This window comes from Polymorphospora rubra (assembly GCF_018324255.1).
Classification (GTDB): domain Bacteria; phylum Actinomycetota; class Actinomycetes; order Mycobacteriales; family Micromonosporaceae; genus Polymorphospora; species Polymorphospora rubra.
This window is the reverse complement of sequence record NZ_AP023359.1, coordinates 935133-960344: the sequence shown is the minus strand read 5'-3', so window position 1 is coordinate 960344 and position 25212 is coordinate 935133. Positions and strand designations below refer to the sequence as shown.

The window sequence follows — 25212 nt, the reverse complement described above, 5'->3', positions numbered from 1 at the left end:
GAAGGGGCTGGGTTGTGGTCTGGTGTGGTGCTGTGGGTTGTGGGTTGGTCGTTTGTTGAGAATTACACAGTGGACGCGAGCATCTTTGTGGTCAAGTTGTCAAGGGCGGACGGTGGATGCCTTGGCACCAGGAGCCGATGAAGGACGTGGGAGGCCGCGATAGGCCTGGGGGAGCTGTCAACCGAGCTGTGATCCCAGGGTGTCCGAATGGGGAAACCTGGCATCAGTCATGTGATGTCACCCGCACCTGAATGCATAGGGTGTGTGGAGGGAACGCGGGGAAGTGAAACATCTCAGTACCCGTAGGAAGAGAAAACAATAGTGATTCCGTGAGTAGTGGCGAGCGAAAGCGGATTTAGGCTAAACCGGTTGCGTGTGATACCTGTCAGGGGTTGCGTGGTCGGGGTTGTGGGACTCTGCTGGACAAGCTGACACTTGTTCGAGAAGTTATAAAGCCAGTTGCTAGCCGAATGGTGTGGGAAAGCCAACCGTAGTCGGTGATAGTCCGGTAGGTGAAAGTGGCTGGTCTTCTGTGGATGTTCCCGAGTAGCGGCGGACCCCTGTAATCTGCCGTGAATCTGCCAGGACCACCTGGTAAGCCTGAATACTTCCTGGTGACCGATAGCGGACTAGTACCGTGAGGGAATGGTGAAAAGTACCCCGGGAGGGGAGTGAAATAGTACCTGAAACCGTTCGCCTACAATCCGTCGGAGCCTTTAGGGGTGACGGCGTGCCTTTTGAAGAATGAGCCTGCGAGTTAGTGGCATGTGGCGAGGTTAACCCGTGTGGGGTAGCCGTAGCGAAAGCGAGTCTTAATAGGGCGTTTAGTCGCATGTTCTAGACCCGAAGCGGAGTGATCTAGCCATGGGCAGGCTGAAGCGCGGGTAAGACCGTGTGGAGGGCCGAACCCACCAACGTTGAAAAGTTGGGGGATGACCTGTGGTTAGGGGTGAAAGGCCAATCAAACTCCGTGATAGCTGGTTCTCCCCGAAATGCATTTAGGTGCAGCGTTGCGTGTTTCTTGCCGGAGGTAGAGCACTGGATGGTCTAGGGGGCCTACAAGCTTACCGAAATCAGCTAAACTCCGAATGCCGGTAAGTTAGAGCGTGGCAGTGAGACTGCGGGGGATAAGCTTCGTAGTCGAGAGGGAAACAGCCCAGATCACCAGCTAAGGCCCCTAAGCGTGTGCTAAGTGGAAAAGGATGTGGGGTCGCATAGACAACCAGGAGGTTGGCTTAGAAGCAGCCACCCTTTAAAGAGTGCGTAATAGCTCACTGGTCAAGTGGTTCCGCGCCGACAATGTAGCGGGGCTCAAGTACACCGCCGAAGCTGTGGCATTCACATTTTTACTTCGCCTGGAGCCTTTGGTTCCGGGTGCAGGTGTGTGGATGGGTAGGGGAGCGTCGTGCCGGGGGTGAAGCAGCGGAGTGATCCAGTTGTGGACGCGGCACGAGTGAGAATGCAGGCATGAGTAGCGAATGAAGGGTGAGAAACCCTTCCGCCGGATGACCAAGGGTTCCAGGGCTAGGTTAATCCGCCCTGGGTGAGTCGGGACCTAAGGCGAGGCCGAGAGGCGTAGTCGATGGACAACGGGTTGATATTCCCGTACCCGCGAAAGAGCGCCCATGATGAACCTCGTTGTGCTAACCATGTGATCTGGTGGAGGTCTTCGGACTGATGCTGGTGAGCCTGGGAACCTGGCGGGTAGTAGTCAAGCGATGGGGTGACGCAGGAAGGTAGCTGGACCCGGCCGGTGGTTGTGCCGGGGTAAGCGTGTAGGCCGGTGTGTAGGCAAATCCGCACACCTTGTGGCTGAGACGTGATGCCGAGCCGATTCAGGTGAAGTCAGTGATCCTATGCTGCCGAGAAAAGCCTCTAGCGAGTTCTTAGCGGCCCGTACCCCAAACCGACACAGGTGGTCAGGTAGAGAATACCGAGGCGATCGGGCGAACTGTGGTTAAGGAACTCGGCAAATTGCCCCCGTAACTTAGGGAGAAGGGGGGCCGGACGCGTGAAGGGACTTGCTCCTGGAGCGTGGTATGGCCGCAGAGAGCAGGGGGAAGCGACTGTTTACTAAAAACACAGGTCCATGCGAAGAAGTAATTCGATGTATATGGACTGACGCCTGCCCGGTGCTGGAACGTTAAGGGGACCGGTTAGCTCTTCGGGGCGAAGCTGAGAACTTAAGCGCCAGTAAACGGCGGTGGTAACTATAACCATCCTAAGGTAGCGAAATTCCTTGTCGGGTAAGTTCCGACCTGCACGAATGGCGTAACGACTTCCCCACTGTCTCAACCACAGGCCCGGCGAAATTGCATTACGAGTAAAGATGCTCGTTACGCGCGGCAGGACGGAAAGACCCCGGGACCTTTACTATAGCTTGACATTGGTATCTGAATTAGCTTGTGTAGGATAGGTGGGAGCCGGTGAAGCTTGTACGCCAGTACAGGTGGAGGCAATCTTGAAATACCACTCTGGTTGATTTGGGTATCTAACTTGGGGCCGTGATCCGGTTCAGGGACAGTGTCTGGTGGGTAGTTTAACTGGGGCGGTTGCCTCCTAAAGGGTAACGGAGGCGCCCAAAGGTTCCCTCATCCTGGTTGGCAATCAGGTGTTGAGTGTAAGTGCACAAGGGAGCTTGACTGTGAGACTGACGGGTCGAGCAGGGACGAAAGTCGGGACTAGTGATCCGGCACTTGCGTGTGGAAGCGGTGTCGCTCAACGGATAAAAGGTACCCCGGGGATAACAGGCTGATCTTCCCCAAGAGTCCATATCGACGGGATGGTTTGGCACCTCGATGTCGGCTCGTCGCATCCTGGGGCTGTAGCAGGTCCCAAGGGTTGGGCTGTTCGCCCATTAAAGCGGTACGCGAGCTGGGTTTAGAACGTCGTGAGACAGTTCGGTCCCTATCCGCCGTGCGCGTAGGATACTTGAGAAGGGCTGTCCCTAGTACGAGAGGACCGGGACGGACGAACCTCTGGTGTGCCAGTTGTTCCGCCAGGAGCATGGCTGGTTGGCTACGTTCGGAAGGGATAACCGCTGAAAGCATCTAAGCGGGAAGCTCGCTTCAAGATGAGGTATCCCACCCACTTTGGTGGGGTAAGGCTCCCAGTTAGACGACTGGGTTGATAGGCCGGAGATGTAAGCACGGTAACGTGTTGAGTTGACCGGTACTAATAGGCCGAGGACTTGACTACTAAGCTGCTACGCGTCCACTGTGTGATTCCCGACAAACGAACACCCGACCCCCCGCCCAGAAATTTTGGGTGGTGTTGGGGTGGTGTTTGATAAGTCGATAGTGTTACGGCGGTTATGGCGGAGGGGAAACGCCCGGTTACATTCCGAACCCGGAAGCTAAGCCCTCCAGCGCCGATGGTACTGCACTTGTGAGGGTGTGGGAGAGTAGGACACCGCCGGACTTCTTCATGGTTGTGGGCCATCCGAAACGGATGGCCCACAACCATTTCTGCGTTTGCATCCCGTGTCGCCGGGTCGGCGGTACGACTGCCGTCCCGGCGACACGGTGCTGTTCAGTCGCGGGTCTGCACGTCCGAACGGATGTCGCGCATCAGCGCCGCACCCTCGCGGGTGTCCCGGCCCGGAAACATCGCGATCGCGATGCTGCCGTGGTCGGCCCACCCGCACACCGGGATGTCGCCGTCGGTGCCCCGGCTGACGCCGCACTTCATCACACCGCCCAGCGGGCCGGGCTCGACCTCGCGTACGTCGGAAACCGCGCCGGTGTCGTCCGCGACCAGCTCCAACATCGAGTCGAGGTCGCGTTCCGGGCTCCACAGCAGCGTTGTTCCGCCGAAGAGCAGCACGCTGCGGTCGGCCGCCCCCGGATCGCCGTACACGGCTCCGATGCTCTCGTCGAGGTCGATGCCGGCGGCAAACGCCGTACGCAGGTAGTCGGCCGTCGTCAACGCCTCTTCGCTGGTGTCCCGTTGGAGTCCGGCCACGGTGGCCGGCGTACCGAGGGTCGCGTCCTTCTCCTGGGTGATGCGCAGCACGGCGGAGCCGAGAAAGCCGACGCCGATCAGGCCGGCGACCAGCACCACCCCGCCGACGATCCGGCGCCGGCGGGACGACCTCGCGGGCCCTGCCGGGCGCTCGCCGGCGGGGGACTCCTCGTCGCCCGACACCGGGGTGACGTCGATCGGCTCGGGCTCGGTGGACGAGGCGGGCCGACGGGCGAAGAGGCTGTCGTCCGACATGCCGCCACCGTACGCGAAACGGTGGTGGCGCACGTCGGGGGTCGCGGAACCCTCCGTAGACTCGCGGGGTGACCGAGACTCCGCAGACCCGCAGCACCGATGCACCCGTCCTTCCCGGGCAGTACCAGCCGGGCGAGGTAGAGCAGCGACGGTACGAGGAATGGGTATCCGCGGGGCTTTTCCAGGCGTCGGCCGACAGCGACCGGCCGCCGTACGCGATCGTGATTCCGCCGCCGAACGTCACCGGCTCGCTGCACGTCGGGCACGCCCTGGACCACACCATCCAGGACTCGTTGATCCGCCGTAAGCGGATGCAGGGCTTCGAGGCGCTGTGGCTGCCCGGCATGGACCACGCCGGCATCGCCACCCAGAACGTCGTCGAGCGGCAGCTGGCCGGGCAGGGCCTGTCCCGCCACGACCTCGGCCGGGACAAGTTCGTCGAGCGGGTGTGGCAGTGGAAGGCCGAGTCCGGCGGCGCCATCCTCGGCCAGATGCGCCGGCTGGGTGACTCCGTCGACTGGAGCCGCGAGCGGTTCACCATGGACGAGGGCCTGTCCCGGGCCGTACAGACGATCTTCAAGCGGCTGTACGACGACGGCCTGATCTACCGCGCCGAGCGCATCATCAACTGGTGCCCGCGCTGCCTGACGGCGCTGTCCGACATCGAGGTCGAGCACAGCGACGACGACGGCGAGCTGGTGTCGATCCGGTACGGCGACGGCGACAACTCGATCGTGGTGGCCACCACCCGGGCCGAGACGATGCTGGGTGACACGGCGGTGGCGGTCCACCCCGACGACGAGCGTTACAAGCACCTGGTCGGCACCGAGGTCGAGCTGCCGCTGACCGGACGTCGGATCCCGATCGTCGCCGACGAGCACGTCGACCCGGCGTTCGGCACCGGTGCGGTCAAGGTGACCCCGGCGCACGACCCCAACGACTTCGAGATAGGCCAGCGGCACTCGCTGCCCAACCTGACGATCATGGACGAGCGGGGGGTGATCACCGCACACGGCCCGTTTGAGGGGCTGGACCGGTTCGAGGCTCGCCCGGCCATCGTCGACGCGCTGCGCGAGCAGGGTCGGATCGTCGCGGAGAAGCGGCCGTACGTGCACGCCGTCGGGCACTGCTCGCGGTGCAAGACGACGGTCGAGCCGCGGCTGTCGTTGCAGTGGTTCGTCAACACCGGCCCGCTGGCCAAGGCCGCCGGCGACGCGGTGCGGGACGGCCGTACCCGGGTCGAACCCGCCGAACTCGCCAAGCGCTATTTCGCCTGGGTCGACAACATGCACGACTGGTGCATCTCGCGGCAGTTGTGGTGGGGCCACCGGATCCCGGTCTGGTACGGCCCGCAGGGCGAGGTCGTCTGCGTCGGCCCGGACGAGCGGCCGCCGGGGACGGAGGAGCAGGGCTGGCGCCAGGACGAGGACGTACTCGACACCTGGTTCTCCAGCGCGCTGTGGCCGTTCTCGACCCTGGGCTGGCCGGACGAGACCGCCGACCTGCGCCGCTTCTACCCGACCTCGGTGCTGGTCACCGGCTACGACATCCTGTTCTTCTGGGTCGCCCGGATGATGATGTTCGGTCTGTACGCGCTCGACGGCCGGCAGCCGTTCGACGTGGTCGCCCTGCACGGCATGGTCCGCGACCAGTTCGGCAAGAAGATGTCGAAGTCGTTCGGCAACGTCGTCGACCCGCTGGACTGGATCGAGCGGTTCGGGGCCGACGCGACCCGGTTCACCCTCGCCCGGGGCGCCAACCCCGGCTCGGATGTGCCGGTCAGCGAGGAGTGGTGCCAGGGCTCCCGGAACTTCTGCAACAAGCTGTGGAACGCGACCCGGTTCGCGCTGATGAACGGCGCGCACGTCCAGGGTGACCTGCCGGCCGCGGAGCAGCTGTCGACCGTCGACCGGTGGATCCTGTCCCGGCTGCGCCAGGTCGTCGGCGAGGTCGACGAGCAGTTCGAGGCGTACGAGTTCGCGAAGGTCTGCGACACCCTCTACCACTTCGCGTGGGACGACGTCTGCGACTGGTACGTCGAGCTGACCAAGCCGGTGCTCGCCGCCGGTGGACCGGCCGCCGACGCCACCCGGCGGGTGCTCGGGCACGTGCTCGACCAGCTGATGCGGCTGCTGCACCCGGTGATCCCGTTCGTCACCGAGGAACTCTGGATCGCGCTGAACGGTGGCGGCACGGTCGTCACGGCCGCCTGGCCGGTCGCCGACGACGCGCTGCTCGACCCCGCCGCCGAGACCGAGATCGCGGCGCTGCAGAAGGTGGTGACCGAGGTCCGCCGGTTCCGGTCCGACCAGGGACTGAAACCCGGTCAGCGGGTCGCCGCCCGGCTCGGCGGCCTGGCCGGCGCCGGCATCGCGGCCCACGAGCCGCTGATCCGCGCCCTGGTCCGCCTCGACCCGGCCGGCGACGACTTCGCCGCCACGGCCACCCTGGCCGTCTCGCCCGCGGTCACCGTCGAGCTGGACACCCGCGGCTCGATCGACGTGGCCGCCGAGCGGGCCCGGCTGGAGAAGGACCGGGCCGCCGCCGAGAAGGAGATCGCGCAGTGCCGGGGCAAGCTCGGCAACGCGGCGTTCGTCGGCAAGGCACCGGAAGCGGTCGTCAACAAGATCAAGGACCGGCTCGCGGCGGCCGAGGCCGACCTCGTACGCGTCTCGGCCGCCCTGGCGGCGTTGCCGTCATGACCGGGCGGAACGGGGTGACCGTCATGACCGAGCGCAGCGAGGTCATCGGTTGGCTCAGTGTCAGTCATCGGGCCGCCGAGCGGAGCGAGGTGGACGCATGACCGAGCGACAGGAATTTGCCGAGGTCGACGCGGCGCTGGCCGGGCGGGGCTTCACCCGGATGGTCTTCGACCTCGGCCGGATCGAGGAGCTGCTCGACCTGCTCGGCAGCCCGCAGCGGGCGTACCCGTCGATCCACCTGACCGGGACCAACGGCAAGACGTCGACCGCCCGGATGATCGACTCGCTGCTGCGGGCGTTCGGGCTGCACACCGGCCGCTACACCAGTCCGCACCTGGAGACGGTGCGGGAGCGGATCAGCCTCGACGGCGAGCCGGTCAGCGAGGAGCGGTTCGTCGCCACGTACCGGGAGGTCGAGCCGCTGGCCGCGCTGGTCGACGCGCGGTCGGACGAGCCGCTGACCTACTTCGACATGACCACCGCGCTGGCGTTCGCGGCGTTCGCCGACGCGCCGGTCGACGTGGCGGTGGTCGAGGTCGGGTTGGGCGGTGCCGAGGACGCCACCAACGTGCTGCAGGCCGGGGTCTGCGTCATCACCCCGATCGGGCTGGACCACACCGAGTGGCTCGGTGACACGGTGCAGGACATCGCACTGGCCAAGGCCGGGATCATCCACAAGGGAGCTACGGTCGTCACGGCGGCGCAGGACGAGGAGGCGGCCCGGCCGCTGCTCGAGCGGTGCGCCGAGGTGGGGGCGACGGTCGCCCGCGAGGGCAGCGAGTTCGGCGTACTGCGTCGGGCGATGGCCGTCGGCGGCCAGGTGCTGACCATCCAGGGGCTCGGCGGGGTGTACGAGGAGATCTTCATCCCGCTGCACGGGGCCCACCAGGCGCAGAACGCGGCGGTGGCGCTGGCCGCCGTCGAGGCGTTCCTCGGTGCCGGAACCGATCGTCAGCTCCAGATCGACGCCGTACGGGAGGGGTTCGCCGCGGCCACGTCGCCGGGGCGGCTCGAACGGGTGCGTACGGCACCGACGATCCTGCTCGACGGCGCCCACAACCCGCACGGGATGACGGCGACGGTCACCGCGCTCCAGGAGGAGTTCGCGTTCAGCCGGCTCGTCGCCGTCGTCGCGGTGCTCGGCGACAAGGACGTGGCGGGCCTGCTGGAGCTGCTGGAGCCGGTCGTCGACGCCGTCGTGGTGACCCGCAACAGTTCGCCGCGCGCGATGCCGGTCGACGACCTGGCGGCGGTGGCGGTAGAGGTGTTCGGCGAGGACCGGGTCGAGGTGGCGGCGACGATGCCGGACGCGATCGAAACCGCGGTACGGATCGCGGAGACCGACGTGGAGGGCGAGTTGAGCGGGGTCGGGGTGGTTGTCACCGGCTCCGTGGTCACGGTCGCCGACGCGCGCCGGCTGCTGAAGCGATGAGCGGGCCGGCCGACGGAACGCCCGAGCGGCCCGACGGGGCGGGGGCGCCCGGCGCCGGGGCGTCGGGTGGGCGGCCGTCGGGCCTGCGTGACCCGGTCCGTGCCGTACGTGGGCTCGGCGCGGGCACCCTGGTCATCGAGACGGTCGTGCTGCTGCTGGCGATCCAGCCGATCCGGGTGCTCGGCGGCGACCTGAGCGGCACCGCGATCGCCGCCGTGGTGGGGCTGGCGGTCGCGGCGGTGCTGCTGGCCGGGATGATGGGCCGCCCGTGGGCGTGGCACGGGGCGACGGTGCTGCAGGGCCTGCTGCTGCTCGCCGGGTTCCTGCACTGGTCGCTGGGGGTGCTCGGGCTGGTGTTCGGCCTGGTGTGGCTGTACGTGCTGCACGTGCGGCGCACGATCCTCGGCTGAGCGCGGCGCCCGCCGGCGGGCGGGCGCCGGCCCGTCAGTCGGTGCGGTCGCGCCATTCGGTCAGGGCGATGCCGTGACCGTCGGGGTCCTTGAACGCGGCGGCCCACTGCTCCACGCGGGCGCCCCGGTTGACCACCCGCGGCTCCGAGGTGAACCGGACCCCGTTGGCCCGCAACTGCCGGTAGGCCGCCTGGACGTCGGCGACGTCGAGGTTCAGGTGGGTCACCCGGCGGTTGACCGGGGTCACGTCCGGGGTCGCCCACAGGACCAGCCGGGTGTTGCCCGATGCCAGCACCGCGTTGTTGTCGCCGCCGTCGATCTCGTGGAAGCCCAGCATGTCCCGGTAGAACGCCACGGACCTGGGCAGGTCGGCCACGGTCACCGTGATTCCGGAGCCGCTGATGATCCCGCCGGACGGTGTCGGTCCGGTGTCGGCCGGCGGGTGCGACGCGCCGAGGCCCGGGTCGGGATCCAGGTCGAGGTCGAGGTCCACGTCGAAGTCGTCGTGGCCGGCGGCGGCCGGCCCGGTCTTGCGGCCGGTGACGGGCGGGTCGGCGACGGCCGTCGTGCCGCCCGACGTGGTGGCCCCGGCCACCGCGGAACCACCGGCCGCGGCGGCGGACGTAGCGGTGTCGGCCGGGGCTGTGCCGCGACCGGCTCGTCCACGTCGGAGTGTCCCTGGTCCGGAGCGGGGTCTCCGGCCGGCTCGGAGGGGTCGGCAGGGGCGGTCCGCTGCCGGGGGCGGTGCGGGCTCGGCTTGGCCCGCTTGGGCAGCGGCGGCGCCGTCGAGGGCGAGTCGACGAGCGTGCCCTCCAGCACGATCGGCCGGCCCGGGCGCTGGTCGTGGTGGATGATCACCGTGTCGGCGTGCGCCCGACCGAGGTCGTCGTCGAGGTCGGTGGGCAGGGGCTCGACCATCGGCCCGAAGTCGTCGTCGGGGTCGCGCCGCTGCCACGGCGGCAGGTCCTGCTCGATGAGGATCTCGTCGTCGAGCGGCTCGTGGTGGTCGTGGAACTCCGGCGGCAGGTGGTCGGCGGTCATCGACGCCTCGGCGTGGGTCAGCACGTCGTCCCACAGGATCCGGACATGCCGCGGATCGTCGATGGCCACCATGATCGGAAGCGTCGCGCCCGGATCGGGCCACTTCGACACCGGCACCCGCGGGTCGCGTACCTTCACCGAGCGCGGGGGGACGCCCGGTGCGTCGATCACGATCTGCATCTCGCACCGGCCGTAGGTCGACGACGCCGGTGGCTCCGTGGCGCTGTGCACGTGGGCGACACCGGCCACCCAGGCGCGGGCGCCGCGGCGCATCGCGGTGACCACCAGGAAGCTGACCGCCAGCACCAGCAGCGCCACCCCCAGCGCCACGATCGCCCAGCTCATCATGCCGGCACCAAAAAGGATCACGAAGGTGGCAAAGGTGCCGAGCACCGCGGCCGCGAGCTTGCGTACGGGTGCAACCGGTCGACGACGGCCGTTCGCCACGATGGACCTCCCCCTGTGATTACCAGTCAGGCTAGGCCCGGGCACCGGGGAAGGGAAGTCCGGTCGATGCCAGGCGGGCGCCGCCGGTGACCCGCGGCGGCCTCGCTAGGCTGACGGGGCTCGAGCGGTACCCGCGTACGCAGGAGGAGAAACCCGTGTCGACCAGCAGCCCTGTCGAGCAGACGCTCGTCCTGATCAAGCCCGACGCGGTCCGCCGGGGGCTGGTCGGAGAGATCATCGGTCGGTTCGAACGCAAAGGGCTGCGCCTGGACGCCACGGTGCTGCGGACCATGGACGGCGAACTGGCCGACCAGCACTACGCCGAGCACGTCGACAAGCCGTTCTACCCACCGCTGCGGGAGTTCATGACCGGGGGCGCGCTGGTGGCGCTGGTGGTCTCCGGCGACCAGGCGATCGACGTGGTACGCGCCCTGGTCGGTGCCACCGACGGGCGGAAGGCCGCCGCCGGCACGATCCGTGGCGACCTGGCCCTGTCCAACCGGGAGAACCTGGTGCACGCCTCCGACTCGCCGGACAGCGCCAAGCGGGAGATCGAACTCTGGTTCCCGGCCGGGGTCTGACCGTCGCGTTTCGTCGTACCGGTCGCCTAGCTTTTCCGGCATGGCCGCCACTGCTACCTACTCCTACCTCCGTCCGTCCGGGATCGCCCCCGACGACGGGCGACTGACCCTGCAGACCTCGGGTGGGCCGGCGGCCCACCCGAGGTTCTTCACCGGTTTCGTGACCGCGCCCGAGGCCGCCGCGGTCGGCCTGCTGGCGGTCGCCGAGGTGGCCCGCACCCGTTACTTCCAGCCGCTCGCCCCGGCCAGCCTGGACCCGGTGGTGACCGGCGGCCTCGACCGGCTGCGGTTCGAGTCGTTCTCCGGCTGCTGCGGGGTCTACGCGCGGCTCGACGTCCTGCCGGCCGGCCTCGACGGCGACATCGTCGAACACGGCACCACCAACGTCGACGTCAACGCGCCCTTGCGGCAGGCGTTGGCGCGGGTCGGCAACGCCGATCCGATGCACCTGGCGGTCGGCCCCGACGACCTGACCGTCACCACTTGGGACGGTCCGGTGGTGGAGAAGAAGGTGCCGCTGCCGTCGCGCTGGCTGCGCGGCTTTGCCGAGGCCCAGGTGATCACGTCCGGGTTCGATCCCCGGGCGGAGATCGACGCCCGGGAGGCGACCCAGTTCCTGCGCCGCCTGCCGGGCGGTTCCGACCGGTCGACGCTGTGGGTGGTCCCGGCCGGCCGGTCGCTGCGGCTCACCTCCCGGCCGGTGCCGGGCGCCGTCTGTCTGCCCGGCGCGGGCCGGCTCGCCGCGCTGCGCCCCTTCCTGCGCTTCGCGACCGCGCTGCGGATCTACGGCCCGCCGGTCGGTCCGGGCAGCGGGCCGGTCGCCAGCACCTGGGAGCTGTGTTCGCCGGCGATGCGCCTGACGCTGACCCTGTCGCCCGAGCCGCACCGCGGCTTCTCCGGCGAGGGCGCGGTGCTCGCCGCGCTCTCCGGTGACGACGTGGCCGACGACGCCGACCTGGTCAGCGCCCTGCTCTCCTGGGACCCGACGATCGACGTCGACGCGCTCGCCACCGGCGCGGGACTGACCGCCGAGCGGGTCCGGGCCGCGCTGGCCCAGCTCGGCACCGCCGGCCGGGTCGGCTTCGACGTGGCCGAGGCCGGCTACTTCCACCGGGTGCTGCCGTACGACGCGGCGGCGGCCGAACGCCTGAACCCCCGGCTGGTCGCCGCCCGGGCCCTGGTCGACGGTGGTGCCGTCACGGTCGCCGGTGACCGGGCGACCGTACGCAGCGGCGACGGTTCCTACCACGTACGCAGCACCGACGGGCGGCTGTCGTGCACCTGCCGGTGGTGGGCGAGGCACCGCGGCGACCGGGGCCCGTGCAAGCACGCGCTCGCGGTCCGGATCGTCACGGCAGCGGCCGACGTTCGGGCGGACGGCGAGCGGAACGAGGTGGACGCATGACCGGCGACCTGTGGGAGCGGCTGCGGCCGGCGCTGGACGGCGGCCGGGCCGACCAGGTCGCCGCCCTGCTGAAGTCGGTCGACGAGACGGAACGGCTGACTGCCGCCAAGCCCCTGGAGGCGTACGTCCGGACGCTGTCGGAGTACGGCTGGGAGCGGCAGTCCGCGATCGTCCGCGCCATCGGGGTGGCCGGGGTCGGCTGTCTGCCCTCGGCGGCCCGGGCCGGGGCCCTGCTGTGCCGGCGCGACGTGCGGTGGCACTGGGACGACCTGTCGATCCCGCTGATGATCGAGTTGGCCGCGGTCCGGGAGATCGACTGGCTCGGCGCCCTGGCGCTGCGGATGGCGGCCAAGCTCGACGCCAGGGGCTGGGGCAACGACTGGCGGCCGGTGGCCGACCTCGTCCTCGCGGGCGGCGCCGCCCCGCCCACCGACGCGCCCTTCGTCCGTGGTTGGCTCCTCGCCCGGCCGGTCGCCCGGCACAACACCCGACACAACACCCGGCTGGTTCCCCTCGCCGACCGGCTGCGCGACGACCCGTTCCTCGACCCGCTGCTGCCGGCGGTCTTCGAGCTCGACGGGATCGGCGACGTGCTCGGCAGCCGGGGCTGGAGCCAGGGGACCGGGTCCTGGGACACCGCGCTCGTCTATCCGACCGCGCTGGCGAGCCTGGCCGCCGAGGGCCGGCTCGACCGGAAGGTGCTGCTCGACGGCTGTGTGAGCCGTTTCCTGCGCGGGGACCGCCCGGGCGCCCTGCGCGCCTTCGTCGCCCTGCACGACGCGCTCGAGCCGACCCTCGACGAGGTCGTCGGGCGGCGGCTCGACTACGTACGGCTGCTGTCCGAAGGGGCGGCGCCGTTGGCACTGCTCGCCCTGAAGGCCCTCAAGCCGGTCGACGACGCCGGCCACCTGGAACTCGCGACCCTCCTCGACGCCAGCGCCGCCGTGCTGCGCCGGGAGGAGAAGGGCCTCGTACGCAAGCAGTTGGTCTGGCTCGACCGGCTGGTCCGGCGGCATCCCGACCGGGCCGGCGAGGTGCTGACCACCATCGCGACCGCCTGCGGGCACCCCGCGCTCGACGTACAGGAACGTGCCCTGACCGTGCTCGCCCGGCACCGGGCCCGACTCGACCCGGCCAGCCTCGGCGGTGCCCTGGAGGAGTTGGACGCCAGCCTGCACGCCCGGGCCGCCGACCTGCTCGGCGTCACGGTCGCCGCACCCGAACCGGCACCGTTCTGGATCCCGGCCGGGATCACCCCACCGGCGGCCATGCCGCCGCCGATCGGCACCGCGGCCGAGTTGGCCGAGGAGATCGTGGTGCTCGCGACCGCCCCCTCCAGCCCCGCCGTCGCCTGGGAACGGGTCCTCGCCGCGCTGGTGTCCCTGCGGGCCACCGAGCCGGCCGCCCTGACCGAGGCGCTCACCCCGGTGCTGGCGAGTCACCAGGAGACGCTGACCTACGGGACGACGGGGCTCCTCGCCGAGTTCGGCGAGGCGGTACGGAGCGCGGCCGGCACCCGCCGGCGCGGCCCCGCCTGGCAGCGGGCGATCACCTCGGTTCGCTTGATGGTCAACGGCGGCCGACCCGACGTGCCGGAGTTCAAGGTACGACCCAGCCCGCGCCGGGTGCTGGCCCTGCGGCTGGCCGAGATCGCCGTACAGCTCGACCGGGCACCGGTGCCGCTCCTGCTCGCCACCCCGACCTCGGCGAACGGCCAACTCGACGCCGCCACGCTCGTCGACCGGCTGGCCCGGGCCGAGGAGGCCGGCTGGCAGCCGTGGCGGCTCGACCTCGAACAGGCGATGCTGCGGGTCTCGCCCGAGGTCGACCCGCTGGTCGCCAAGCGGGCCGCTGCGCTGCGCTCACCGGCCGGCCGGTGGGTCGCCGAGTGGTTCGCGACCGGCGGACTGGCCACCCCGGCCCCGGTCCGCACCGAGCAGCGATTCACCTCCCACTACAGCGTTTCACCCGACCCCGGTCGCCGGGTGGTGATCGGCCTCCAACCGGCCGGCCCGGCGCGCGGGATCATCGAGGAGATGCTGTGCGACATCAGGTTCACCAACGGCGTCTACCACACGCAGTACCACGGGGCGGACGTGTGGTGGCCGGCCGTGCTGCCGTACCACCGGGAGGTGATCGCCGCCTGGGCCCTGCCGAACCTGGCGGCGATGGCCGACTCCGATTCCCGTGACGACGGCGGCATCCTGCCGGTGCTCGCCGAGTGCGGCGGCCCGGTCGGTCCGGCGATGACCCTCGCGCTGACGTACACGTTGGCGGCCAAGCAGGAGGTCGACCGGGTGGCGGGGGTGGACGCGCTGCTCACCCTCGTCACCGACCCGCTGTTCGACGCGGCGGCGGTCGGCCGGGAACTCGGCGGCCTCGCCGCCGACAGCGCGATCAAGATCGGGCGGGTGGTGCCCGGACTCACCGACGCGTTCCGCGCCGGTGCCGGAGCGGCTGTGTGGGAGATCGTTGCCGCCGCCGTGCCGTACCTGCTCAGCGCGGCGAAGCCGCCCCCGGGAACACCGGACCTGTTGGCGGTCGGGACGCAGACCGCGGCGGCGCTGGGCCGGCGTACCCCGATCGAGGCGGTCGCCGGCGTCGCGGCCCGGACCGGCAGCAGCCGCCTGGTGACCGAGGCCCGGCGCCTGCACCAGACCCTGAGCGCCTGACCCCCACCCCAGCTGCCCGACCCGCGCAGGCTTTTGTCGCGCCGATCGAGGTGATGTATGCCGCGAAACAGGACAGGGGCATCGCAATTCCTCCTTGATCAACGCGTCGGGGCCGGGTGTGGTCGGCTCGGCCGGGGTGCCGGCTGCTCGCGGCGTGGGCGGTGGCGGCCTTCGGGCGCTTGACGGTTTGTCCGTGCTTGGCGGCTTGTCTGTGCTTGACGGCATGCCGGCGCGTGGCGGGGGCTTGCGGCGTGGTCGCAGGTCCTCGACATGGGGACGGCCGGGGCCTCCTCTTCTCGGTTGGGTGGACGCGGGGGTGGGTTGATCGTCTGCTGTTCCGCCGCTGCGGTACGGCGTGTCGGCCGGCTCGTCAACAGACGATCACCCGTCGGGGTCGTGAACGCGACCGGCACCGCGGCTGCCTCGATCGTCTGCGGTTCAGGCGTTCGACACGCCGTATGCGGAGTGCCTGAACCGCAGACGATCACGACGACCGCGGTCGACCCGAGGCGAGGGAGCCTGCCTCGCCAGGCGCCGTGACGGGTGACGGCCCGGCTGGGTGGGAACGTCGCTGATCAAGGTGATACATGCCGTAAATCGGGCAGGATCATGCACAACTACTCCTTGATCGACGCGGCGGGGGCGGGCAGCGGCGGGCGGCGAGGGCGGGGCGGCCGCCGGGGCGGCCGCCCGGAGTGTGCGCGGCGGGGGCGCGGCGGGGGCGGGGTGGCTCGCCCTCCGTGTGGGGTGGACGTGTCGCCCGGTCGGGGGAGGGAATCCGGTGGGGGTGGCGGGGGCGGCTCGGGTAGCCTGGACAGCTACAGGCGTTGACCCGGCCATCACCGGTGAGCCTCCGGAAGAAAGGGCCTCGCGGGTGGATCAGCACCCACGGGTCTGACTAGAACCGGACGGGTTCGGCCCGTGACAGCCGACCAACGAGCGGGCGGTCGCACCATCGGACCGCCAAGCGGGGTGGTACCGCGGGCCCGCGGGCGTCGGTGACGGCGTACCGGACGGCTCGTCCTCGCAGACCACGACAGTGAGCTGCACCGAGGAGAGCGACCCGCGATGGCTTATCCGAAGCATGCCCCCGACGGCACCGGCGTGCCGGCGAGCCCCGACCTGCCCGCGGTCGAGGCCCGGGTGCTGGAGCACTGGACGGCCGACAAGACCTTCGAGACCAGCGTCGAAACCCGCGACGCCGGCCCGGACGGCGCCAACGAGTTCGTCTTCTACGACGGGCCGCCGTTCGCCAACGGGCTGCCGCACTACGGTCACCTGTTCACCGGCTACGTCAAGGACGTGGTGCCGCGCTACCAGACGATGCGCGGCCGGCGGGTCGAGCGGCGCTTCGGCTGGGACTGCCACGGCCTGCCCGCCGAGGTCGTCGCGGAGAAGCAGCTCGGCATCACCACCAAGGCCGAGATCGTCGAGCTGGGCATCGAGCGGTTCAACGACGCGTGCCGTACCTCGGTGTTGCAGTACACCCACGACTGGGAGCGGTACGTCACCCGGCAGGCCCGCTGGGTCGACTTCGCCAACGACTACAAGACCCTCGACCTGGACTACATGGAAAGTGTCATGTGGGCCTTCAAGACCCTGCACGACAAGGGGCTGGTCTACGAGGGCTTCAAGGTGCTGGCGTACTGCTGGCGGTGCGAGACGCCGCTGTCCAACACCGAGACCCGGATGGACGACGTCTACCGCGACCGGCAGGACCCGACGCTGACCGTCTGGTTCCAGCTCGAGGCCGCGCCGGACGCGCCGGAGCCGGTCGCCGGACCGGTGAAGGTCGGGGTCTGGACGACCACGCCGTGGACGCTGCCGTCCAACCTGGCCCTCGCCGTCGGCCCGGACATCGAGTACGCCGTACTGGAGCGGGACGGGGAACGGTTCGTCGTCGGCGCGGCGCGGATCGCGGCGTACGCCAAGGAGCTGGAGGGGTTCACCCAGGTCGGCACCGTTCTCGGCCGGGACCTGGTCGGGCGCCGCTACACGCCGCTGTTCGACTTCCTCGTGGAGCGGGCCGGGCCGAACGCCTACCAGGTGCTCGGCGCCGAGTTCGTGACCACCGAGGACGGCACCGGGGTGGTGCACCTGGCGCCGGCGTTCGGTGAGGACGACCAGGCCACCTGCAACGCGGCCGGGATCCCGACGATCGTCACCGTCGACGAGCACACCCGGTTCACCGCGCTGGTCCCGCCGTACGAGGGGCAGCAGGTCTTCGACGCCAACAAGCCGGTGATCCGGGAGCTGAAGGAGCGGGGGGTGGTGCTGCGGCACGAGACCTACACCCACTCGTACCCGCACTGCTGGCGCTGCGACACCCCGCTGGTCTACAAGGCGGTGTCGTCGTGGTTCGTCGAGGTGACGAGGTTCCGGGACCGGATGGTCGAACTCAACCAGCAGATCAACTGGATCCCGGGGCACGTCAAGGACGGCTCGTTCGGCAAGTGGCTGGCCAACGCCCGGGACTGGTCGATCAGCCGGAACCGGTTCTGGGGCTCGCCGATCCCGGTGTGGAAGTCCGACGACCCGAACTACCCGCGGCTGGACGTGTACGGTTCGCTGGCCGAACTGGAGCGCGACTTCGGGGTGAAGGTCACCGACCTGCACCGGCCGCAGATCGACACCCTCGTACGCCCCAACCCGGACGACCCGACCGGGAAGTCGATGATGCGTCGGGTGCCGGAGGTGCTGGACTGCTGGTTCGAGTCCGGCTCGATGCCGTTCGCCCAGGTGCACTACCCGTTCGAGAACGCGGACTGGTTCGAGCACCACTACCCGGGCGACTTCATCGTCGAGTACATCGGGCAGACCCGGGGCTGGTTCTACACCATGCACGTGCTGGCGACGGCGCTGTTCGACCGGCCGGCGTTCCGCAACTGCATGAGCCACGGCATCCTGCTCGGCGCCGACGGCCGCAAGATGTCCAAGAGCCTGAAGAACTATCCGGACGTCTACCACGTGTTCAACTCGCACGGGTCGGACGCGATGCGCTGGATGCTGATGGCGTCGCCGGTGCTGCGTGGCGGCGACATGGCGGTGACCGAGGTCGGCATCCGCGACGCCGTACGGCAGGTGCTGCTTCCGCTGTGGAACGTCTGGTACTTCTTCTCGCTCTACGCCAACGCCGAGGGCTACGAGGCGGTGCGCCGTACCGACTCGACGCACCTGCTCGACCGCTACGTGCTGGCCAAGACCGGCGAGCTGGTCTCGACCGTGCAGACCCAGATGGACGAGTACGACATCTCCGGCGCCTGCGCGACCGTGCGGTCCTACCTGGACGCGCTGACCAACTGGTACGTCCGCCGGTCGCGGGACCGCTTCTGGTCCGGTGACCGTGACGCCTTCGACACCCTCCACACGGTGCTGGAGACGCTGTGCCGGGTGGTGGCGCCGCTCGCCCCGCTCACCGCCGAGGAGATCTGGCGCGGGCTGACCGGCGAGCGGTCGGTGCACCTGACCGACTGGCCGTCGGCCGACGAGTTCGCCACCACCGGCCCGGCGGGGGCGCTCGACGGGCACGCCCTGGTCGCGGCGATGGACGCCACCCGGGACGTCTGCTCGGCGGCGCTGTCGCTGCGCAAGGCGAAGGGCCTGCGGGTCCGGCTGCCGCTGCCGGCGCTGACCGTGGCCAGCCCGTCGGCCGACGCGCTGCGGCCGTTCGCCGATCTGGTCGCCGACGAGGTCAACGTCAGGTCGGTGGTCTTCACCGACTCGGTCGACGACTACTGCCGGCAGGTGCTGACCGTGGTGCCGAGGGTGCTCGGGCCGCGGGTCGGCGGGCAGGTCCAGGCCGTGATCAGGGCGGTGAAGACCGGCGACTGGGAACTGGTCGACGGGGCACCGGTCGCGGCCGGGGTGACGCTGGGCGAGGGCGAGTACGAGCTGCGCCTGGTCGCCGCCGACGCCGACCGCTCCGCGCCGCTGCCCGGTGGCGAGGGCGTGGTCGTGCTCGACACCGAGGTCACCCCGGAGCTGGCTGCCGAGGGGCTGGCCCGGGATGTCGTACGGGTCGTGCAGCAGGCCCGGCGGGACGCCGACCTGAACGTGTCGGACCGGATCGCGGTGGCGCTCGCCGGCTCCCCGGAGGTCGCGGCCGCCGTCGGGACGCACCGTGACTTCATCGCGGGCGAGGTGCTGGCCGACAGCGTCGAGGTGGTCACTGAGCTGGCCGGATTCGTCGGTGAGGTCGGTGACGGTGAGCAGGTGACGGTAACCGTCCGTCGGGTCTGACCCGCGGACGTCCCGCCGAACGGGACGCCTAACATCGGTGCGGCGGCGTGGGCCGCCCGCCCGTTGGGCGCGGACCTGGGGAGGGCGCGTGCCGCTGCTCTACACGATCGGTCAGCTCACCGTCGGTAACACGCTGCGGTGGGGCTGGCGGCCGAAGGTGGAGGGGCTGGAGCACGTGCCGGCCTCCGGCGGGGCCGTCTTCGCCGGCAACCACCTCTCGGTCGCCGACGAGCTGTTCCTCGGCGCCGTCGTGCCCCGGCACATCGCCTTCTGGGCGAAGTCCGAGTACTTCGACGGCACCGGGCTGAGCGGCTGGGTGAGCCGTACGGTGATGGAGGGGATGGGCGCGATCCGGGTGGAGCGGGGCGGCGGCCGGGCCGCCCTGACCGCCTTCGACAGCGCGATTCCGGTGCTCAAGGACGGGGACCTGGTGGCCGTCTACCCGGAGGGCACCAGGTCACCGGACGGCCGGCTCTACCGGGGCCGGACCGGTGCGGCCCGGCTGGCGATGCAGGCCGGGGTGCCGATCATCCCGGTCGGGATGATCGGCACCGACAAGGTCCAGCCGATCGGGGCCCGGGTGCCCCGGCTCGGCAAGATCACCGTACGGTTCGGCAAGCCGCTGGACCTGACCGGCCGGTCGGCCGACCGCAAGTCGCTGCGCGAGATCACCGACGAGACGATGGCCGAGATCCAGAAGCTGACCGGCCAGGAGTACGTCCCCCGCTACGCCCCGCCCCGCCACCCAACCCCACCGCCCGCAGCCTGACCCCTGGGCCCGGACCCTCGCCGCCCTGGCCCGCGGACCCTCGCCGCGATCTTGCAGTTGTCTCCCCCTTTTGCCTGTTTTGTCGGGCGACAAGTGCAAGATCGCGGCGGTGGCGGTGGCGGTGGCGGTGGCGGGGGCGCGGGGCGGGTGGCAGGACGGGGGTTACGGGGCGTGGGGGCCGCGGGCTTGTTCCTGGGCCAGCACGGCGGGCAGGTCGTCGATCTGTTCGAGCTGGCGCAGCGAACGGGTCATCCGTACGTTGCCGCCGAGGCGGTCGCGGGCCCGGTCGAGGAACGCCCAGTAGCCGGCCGTGAACGGGCAGGCGTCCACGCCGAGGCGGTGCCGGGGGTCGTAGCGGCACCCGCCGCAGTAGTCGCTCATCCGGTTGACGTACGCCCCGCCGGCCGCGTACGGCCTGGTGCTCATCCGGCCCAGATCGGCGTACTGGCTCATGCCGACGACGTTGGCGGTCATCACCCACTCGTAGCCGTCGACGAAGCTGCGGTGGAACCAGTCGACGAGTTCACCCGGCCGCCAGCCGCGTTGCAGTCCGTAGTTGCCGAGCACCATCAGCCGGGGGATGTGGTGCACCCAGCCCCGGTCGCGTACGCCGGCGAGCACGTCGGACAGGCAGCTTGCCTGCACCGCGTCGGCGTCGATGTCGGCGAACCAGGCCGGGATCGAGCGGTTGGCCGCGAGCCGGTTGCTGCTGCGGTAGCCGGCGTCGAAGTACCAGTAGAGGTGCCAGACGAAGTCGCGCCAGCCGATCAGCTGCCGGACGAAACCCTCCACACTTGACAGTGGCGCGCCGTCGACGCGATGCGCCCGCTCCGCGCTCCGGACGGCCTCCATCGGGTCGAGCAGGCCGAGGTTGAACGCCGCCGAGAGCATGCTGTGCGCCATCGCCGGATCGGTGGACAGCATCGCGTCCCCGTACGGCCCGAACAGCGCCAGCCGGTGGTCGACGAAGTGCCGCAGCCGGGCCAGCGCCTCGGCGCGGGTCGCCGGGAACCGGCGCGGGCCGTCCCGGCCGACGAACTCGATCCCCTCGGCCGCCCAGCGGTCCAGGTCCTCGCGTACCTGTGCGTCGATATCGTCCTCGACGATCTCCGGCGGATCCGGTACGTCGAGCCGGGTCGCGCCCTTCGGCGGGGGCTGCCGGTTGTCGGCGTCGAGGTTCCACCGGCCGCTCACCGGGACGTCGTCGTCCATCAGTACGTCGTGCAGCCGCCGGGCGTAGCGGTAGAAGTCCTCCATCCGCAGCGCCCCGCGCCGCTCGTCGGCCCAGGCGACGAAGTCCGGCTGGGCGGTCACGAAGCCGCGTGGCGGCAGCACCGCCACCCGGTCGAGACCCCGGACGAACTCCCTGGCCCGGCGTGACGTGGGGTGGCAGACCTCCAGCGGCTCGTCGACCTGCCGCAGCGCGTCGCGGTAGGTCTCGGTGCGCAGGTGGACCGCCCGGTCGCCGAGTTCCGCGGCCCGGTGCCGCAGCGCGGAGAGCACCAGGTGGGCCTTCTGCCGGTGGAAGGCACGGCGTCGGAACACCGCCCTGGACTCCACGAGCAGCACCGGCTGGTGTGGACCGTCGAGAAAGTGCGGTCCGAGCTGATCCGCGAAGATCCAACGCCGCACCATGCCCCGATTCTCCCTCGCTGCGGCGTTCCGGGCACGCTTACCGACGTATCCGATGATCCGACCGAACGGCCATCCTGACCGGATCGTCCGGCCGCCCGGCGGCAGTCGGGCGGCCACCTCAACCCCGGGTGATCACGACCGTACGCATCTCGTCGAGCAGTCGGGAACTGTCCTCGACGGACAGCCGGGTGAACAGCCCGGTACCGAGACTGCCGTGATCGGCCCAGGCACACAGCACGATCGCGGTCTCGCCCTGGCGGCCGGTGCCGCAGCGCTGGTAGGTGCCCCGGATTCCGGTCTCGACCGGCTCGACCCCGGTGAGCCGGTATTCGGTGGTCAGCCGGGCGATCTCTTCGTTGAGGTCGTTCTCCGGGCTGAACCGGTAGCCGGTGCTGCCGAACAACGTGACCCGCTTGCCGTTGGCCGCGGAGTAGATGCCGGCGAAGGTGTCCCCGGTGATCAGGGCGGCGATGCCGAGATCCTGTTCGAGTTGACGGGCGGCCTCGACACTGTCCGGGTCGTCGCGCAGGGTCATGCCGGCCAGTTCGACGGGCAGGGCGGCGGCGGCCGGGTACTGCTCCCACATCGGCTTGCCGAAGTAGGCCGGGCAGCCGCAGCAGCAGGCGATCGTGAACAGCGTCAGGAGAGCCATCACGAGCGGCCAGCGGCGGCGCCGCCGGACCGGCACCGCGACGTATCCCGGTGGCGGACGCCAGCCGGGCGGCACGACGGCCGGCGGGCCGTGCGGCTGGCGGGGACGGCGGTCCCGCCGGCTGGCCCTGGGGGCTTCGGCGGCCGGGCGGCCGGCTGTGGTGGCGGCGCGGCGGGCGGCTGCTCGGGAACCGCCGGGAACGGCCGGGTCGGCGGGTTGGCCGGCGGGTGCCCGGACCACGGGTCGCTCTCCGCCCACGGGTCGACCGGGGCACCACGGTGCAGCGCCTCGCGCTCGACGATCGGCAGTTCCAGGGTCGGGTCACGGGGTGGTTTCGGCTGTGACCGGTTGCCGGGCAGGTCGAGTCCGCTCCAGCGCCGCCGCTTCGGGGTCGCCGGTGGTACGGCCGCCGATCCGGTCCAGATCGTCGCGGTCGGTGGCTCGTCGGGGCCGGCCGCCGGGTCGGTGGCAATGGGTGGCGGGAGGGCGGCGGTGTCGGCGGTGTCGATGTCGTCCACGACCGGCGCGGCCGGCGGCGGGGCCTGGGCGGGCGGCGCCGACGGAACCGGTGGGGTTGGCGGGACCGGTGGGGTTGGCGGGACCGGTGGGGCCGACGGGACCGGTGGCGCCGCGGCGGCCGACGGGACCGGTGGGGTCGGTTCGGTCGTCTGGCTCGACGGTGCCGGTGCGGGCGGTGTCGGTTCCGGGCGGGCGGGCCACAGCGGCGCGTTCGCCTCTGGCTGGTCCGCCGGTCGATCCCCGTCCGGCTGCGGCATCGCGTCGTTCTCCTCTCACGCCGTCTCGAGGTTAGTACCGGCCATCCACCGGCCCGTCGAAGCACCCGACGGGGCCGGATCCGACAGTCTGTCGGTCGCCGTACCCGGACCGGGGTGGGCGGCGTCCGGCGGGTGGCCGGGCCGACCGCGTACCCTGTGTGGTTGGTCCCTGTCCAGGGGACGTCGGGAGGTTTCATGAGCGCCGCGTCGGCCACCACGAGCAGGCCCGCGACCCACTCCGTCTGGTCGCGGCTCGAACCACTGTTGCCGCAGATCAGCAAGCCGATCCAGTACGTCGGCGGCGAGTTGGGCGCGGTGGTCAAGCAGTGGGAGGACACCGCCGTCCGCTGGGCGCTGATGTATCCCGACGCGTACGAGGTGGGCCAGCCGAACCAGGGCGTCCAGATCCTCTACGAGGTGCTCAACGAGCTGCCCGACGTGCTGGCCGAACGGACGTACGCGGTCTGGCCGGACCTGGAGCGGCTGATGCGGGAGCACGCCGTCCCGCAGTTCACCCTGGAGGCGCACCGGTCGGTGCGGGCCTTCGACCTGTTCGGGGTGTCGTTCTCGACCGAGCTGGGCTACACCAACCTGCTCACCGCGATCGACCTCGCTGGCATCCCGCTGCTCGCCGCCGACCGCGGTGACGACGACCCGGTGGTGCTGGCCGGCGGGCACGCCGCGTTCAACCCCGAACCGATCGCCGACTTCGTCGACGCCGCCGTGCTCGGTGACGGCGAGGAGGCCGTACTCGAGATCACCACGATCGTGCGGGCGTGGAAGGCCGAGGGCTCGCCGGGCGGCCGGGACGAGCTGCTGCTGCGGTTGGCCCGCACCGAGAGCGTCTACGTGCCCCGGTTCTACGACGTCGACTACCTGCCCGACGGGCGTATCCAACGGGTGGTGCCCAACCGGCCCGACGTGCCGTTCCGGGTGCACAAGCGGACCACGATGGACCTCGACGCGTGGCCGTACCCGAAGAAGCCGATCGTGCCGCTGGCCGAGACGGTCCACGAGCGCTACGCCGTCGAGATCTTCCGGGGCTGCACCCGGGGCTGCCGGTTCTGTCAGGCCGGCATGATCACCCGGCCGGTGCGCGAGCGGTCGATCACGACGGTCGCCCAGATGGTCCACGACGGGCTGGAGTACTCCGGCTTCTCCGAGGTCGGCCTGCTCTCGCTGTCGTCCGCCGACCACTCCGAGATCGGCGACATCTGTTCCGGGCTGGCCGAGCAGTACGAGGGCACCAACGTCTCGCTGTCGCTGCCGTCGACCCGGGTCGACGCGTTCAACATCGACCTGGCCCAGGAACTGTCCCGCAACGGGCGGCGGACCGGTCTGACGTTCGCCCCGGAGGGCGGGTCGGAGCGGATCCGCAAGGTGATCAACAAGATGGTGTCGGAGGAGGACCTCATCCGCACCGTCGTCACCGCCTACAGCAACGGCTGGCGGCAGGTGAAGCTCTACTTCATGTGCGGGCTGCCCACCGAGACCGACGAGGACGTGCTCCAGATCGCCCGGCTCGCCCACGAGGTGATCAAGGCCGGCCGGGCGGCGACCGGGTCGAAGGACATCCGCTGCACGGTCTCCATCGGCGGGTTCGTACCCAAGCCGCACACCCCCTTCCAGTGGGCGTCGATGGAGACGCCGGAGGTCATCGACAACCGGCTCAAGCTGCTCAAGCAGGCGATCAACAGCGACCGCTCGCTGGGCCGCGCGATCGGCTACCGCTACCACGACGGCGAGCCGTCGCTGATCGAGGGCCTGCTGTCGCGCGGCGACCGCCGGGTCGGCGCGGTGATCCGCCGGGTCTGGGAGGACGGCGGACGGTTCGACGGCTGGAGCGAGCACTTCTCCTACCAGCGCTGGGTCGACGCCGCCGCCAAGGTGCTGCCGGGCTTCGGGGTCGACCTCGACTGGTACACCACCCGCGAGCGCGAGGAACTGGAGGTCCTGCCCTGGGACCACCTCGACTCGGGACTCGACAAGGACTGGCTCTGGCAGGACTGGCAGGACGCCATGTCCGGCTACGAGCAGGACGACTGCCGGTGGACGCCGTGCTTCGACTGCGGCGTCTGCCCGTCCATGGACACCGAGATCCAGATCGGCCCGACCGGGCGCAAGCTGCTCCCGATCACGCCGGTCAACCAGGGCCTGAAGGTGCCGACCGCGGGCTGACGTCTCGGCCCGACCTTCCCGAGGAGCAGGAAGATCAGTAGGAAACCACAGCCGG

At 70.2% G+C, this 25212-nt stretch carries 15 protein-coding genes and 2 rRNA genes; 11 read left to right on the top strand and 6 right to left on the bottom strand.

What is annotated here, in order from left to right; all coding sequences use genetic code 11:
* Positions 1 to 89: 89 nt before the first annotated feature.
* Positions 90 to 3198: ribosomal RNA gene (locus Prubr_RS04220) — 23S ribosomal RNA — on the top strand.
* A gap of 105 nt (positions 3199 to 3303) precedes the next feature.
* Positions 3304 to 3420: ribosomal RNA gene (gene rrf, locus Prubr_RS04215) — 5S ribosomal RNA — on the top strand.
* 111 nt (positions 3421 to 3531) lie between these two features.
* Here the strand turns inward: rrf and Prubr_RS04210 are convergent.
* Positions 3532 to 4218, bottom strand: a complete 687-nt coding sequence (locus Prubr_RS04210; protein WP_212821847.1) for a hypothetical protein — start codon at positions 4216 to 4218, stop codon at positions 3532 to 3534.
* 68 nt (positions 4219 to 4286) lie between these two features.
* Between Prubr_RS04210 and Prubr_RS04205 the strand changes: the two genes are divergently transcribed.
* The 3 genes from Prubr_RS04205 to Prubr_RS04195 all read left to right on the top strand — a co-directional run bounded on the left by Prubr_RS04205 (position 4287) and on the right by Prubr_RS04195 (position 8762).
* The gene (locus Prubr_RS04205; protein ID WP_212821846.1) at positions 4287 to 6920 is read left to right on the top strand and encodes a valine--tRNA ligase; all 2634 of its coding nucleotides are present in this window, start codon (positions 4287 to 4289) and stop codon (positions 6918 to 6920) included.
* Between the two features lie 97 nt (positions 6921 to 7017).
* On the top strand, positions 7018 to 8352 hold the full coding sequence (locus Prubr_RS04200) for a bifunctional folylpolyglutamate synthase/dihydrofolate synthase (RefSeq protein ID WP_212821844.1): 1335 nt from the start codon (positions 7018 to 7020) through the stop codon (positions 8350 to 8352).
* Complete coding sequence (locus tag Prubr_RS04195) at positions 8349 to 8762, top strand: DUF4233 domain-containing protein (protein WP_212821843.1); 414 nt, start codon at positions 8349 to 8351, stop codon at positions 8760 to 8762. The genes Prubr_RS04200 and Prubr_RS04195 overlap by 4 nt, the downstream gene beginning before the upstream one ends.
* Positions 8763 to 8796: 34 nt before the next feature.
* On the opposite strand, the gene Prubr_RS36650 is transcribed toward Prubr_RS04195, so the two are convergent.
* Both Prubr_RS36650 and Prubr_RS04190 read right to left on the bottom strand, forming a co-directional pair.
* Entirely contained in the window at positions 8797 to 9144 is a 348-nt protein-coding gene (locus Prubr_RS36650) for a VOC family protein (RefSeq protein WP_246568293.1), read from the bottom strand.
* The gene (locus Prubr_RS04190) at positions 9141 to 10250 is read right to left on the bottom strand and encodes a glyoxalase/bleomycin resistance/dioxygenase family protein (protein WP_246568291.1); all 1110 of its coding nucleotides are present in this window, start codon (positions 10248 to 10250) and stop codon (positions 9141 to 9143) included. Before Prubr_RS04190 ends, Prubr_RS36650 begins: the two co-directional genes overlap by 4 nt.
* Before the next feature lie 155 nt (positions 10251 to 10405).
* On the opposite strand from Prubr_RS04190, the gene ndk reads away from it, so the two are divergent.
* From ndk to Prubr_RS04165, 5 genes are all read left to right on the top strand, one after another.
* Positions 10406 to 10831 carry a nucleoside-diphosphate kinase gene (gene ndk, locus Prubr_RS04185; RefSeq protein WP_212821842.1) on the top strand — a complete coding sequence of 142 codons (426 nt, stop codon included), beginning with the start codon at positions 10406 to 10408 and terminating at the stop codon, positions 10829 to 10831.
* 40 nt (positions 10832 to 10871) lie between these two features.
* Complete coding sequence (locus Prubr_RS04180) at positions 10872 to 12236, top strand: SWIM zinc finger family protein (protein ID WP_212821841.1); 1365 nt, start codon at positions 10872 to 10874, stop codon at positions 12234 to 12236.
* Positions 12233 to 14908, top strand: a complete 2676-nt coding sequence (locus Prubr_RS04175; RefSeq protein WP_212821840.1) for a DUF6493 family protein — start codon at positions 12233 to 12235, stop codon at positions 14906 to 14908. Before Prubr_RS04180 ends, Prubr_RS04175 begins: the two co-directional genes overlap by 4 nt.
* Positions 14909 to 15976: 1068 nt before the next feature.
* Positions 15977 to 19147 (top strand): isoleucine--tRNA ligase, encoded by a 3171-nt coding sequence (gene ileS, locus Prubr_RS04170; protein WP_212821839.1) that lies wholly within the window; start codon positions 15977 to 15979, stop codon positions 19145 to 19147.
* Positions 19148 to 19235: 88 nt separating this feature from the next.
* On the top strand, positions 19236 to 19916 hold the full coding sequence (locus Prubr_RS04165; protein WP_212821834.1) for a lysophospholipid acyltransferase family protein: 681 nt from the start codon (positions 19236 to 19238) through the stop codon (positions 19914 to 19916).
* A 162-nt stretch (positions 19917 to 20078) separates the two neighbouring features.
* On the opposite strand, the gene Prubr_RS04160 is transcribed toward Prubr_RS04165, so the two are convergent.
* The 3 genes from Prubr_RS04160 to Prubr_RS04150 form a co-directional block, all read right to left on the bottom strand.
* Entirely contained in the window at positions 20079 to 21551 is a 1473-nt protein-coding gene (locus tag Prubr_RS04160) for a cryptochrome/photolyase family protein (RefSeq protein ID WP_212821832.1), read from the bottom strand.
* Between the two features lie 118 nt (positions 21552 to 21669).
* Positions 21670 to 22203 (bottom strand): hypothetical protein, encoded by a 534-nt coding sequence (locus tag Prubr_RS04155; RefSeq protein ID WP_212821831.1) that lies wholly within the window; start codon positions 22201 to 22203, stop codon positions 21670 to 21672.
* Positions 22203 to 22721: a hypothetical protein gene (locus tag Prubr_RS04150; protein WP_212821829.1), complete on the bottom strand. Its 519-nt coding sequence runs from the start codon at positions 22719 to 22721 to the stop codon at positions 22203 to 22205. The genes Prubr_RS04155 and Prubr_RS04150 overlap by 1 nt, the downstream gene beginning before the upstream one ends.
* A 453-nt stretch (positions 22722 to 23174) precedes the next feature.
* On the opposite strand from Prubr_RS04150, the gene Prubr_RS04145 reads away from it, so the two are divergent.
* Positions 23175 to 25157, top strand: coding sequence for a TIGR03960 family B12-binding radical SAM protein (locus tag Prubr_RS04145; protein WP_212821827.1), 1983 nt, complete (start codon positions 23175 to 23177; stop codon positions 25155 to 25157).
* The last annotated feature ends 55 nt before the right edge of the window (positions 25158 to 25212 follow it).

Excerpts from the sequence above, each read along its gene's own strand:
- Prubr_RS04210 (WP_212821847.1), bottom strand. The coding sequence starts at position 4,218 with ATGTCGGACGACAGCCTCTTCGCCCGTCGGCCCGCCTCGTCCACCGAG.
- Prubr_RS04200 (WP_212821844.1), top strand. The coding sequence starts at position 7,018 with ATGACCGAGCGACAGGAATTTGCCGAGGTCGACGCGGCGCTGGCCGGG.
- Prubr_RS04195 (WP_212821843.1), top strand. The coding sequence starts at position 8,349 with ATGAGCGGGCCGGCCGACGGAACGCCCGAGCGGCCCGACGGGGCGGGG.
- Prubr_RS04180 (WP_212821841.1), top strand. The coding sequence starts at position 10,872 with ATGGCCGCCACTGCTACCTACTCCTACCTCCGTCCGTCCGGGATCGCC.
- Prubr_RS04175 (WP_212821840.1), top strand. The coding sequence starts at position 12,233 with ATGACCGGCGACCTGTGGGAGCGGCTGCGGCCGGCGCTGGACGGCGGC.
- ileS (WP_212821839.1), top strand. The coding sequence starts at position 15,977 with ATGGCTTATCCGAAGCATGCCCCCGACGGCACCGGCGTGCCGGCGAGC.
- Prubr_RS04160 (WP_212821832.1), bottom strand. The coding sequence starts at position 21,551 with ATGGTGCGGCGTTGGATCTTCGCGGATCAGCTCGGACCGCACTTTCTC.
- Prubr_RS04155 (WP_212821831.1), bottom strand. The coding sequence starts at position 22,203 with ATGGCTCTCCTGACGCTGTTCACGATCGCCTGCTGCTGCGGCTGCCCG.
- Prubr_RS04145 (WP_212821827.1), top strand. The coding sequence starts at position 23,175 with ATGAGCGCCGCGTCGGCCACCACGAGCAGGCCCGCGACCCACTCCGTC.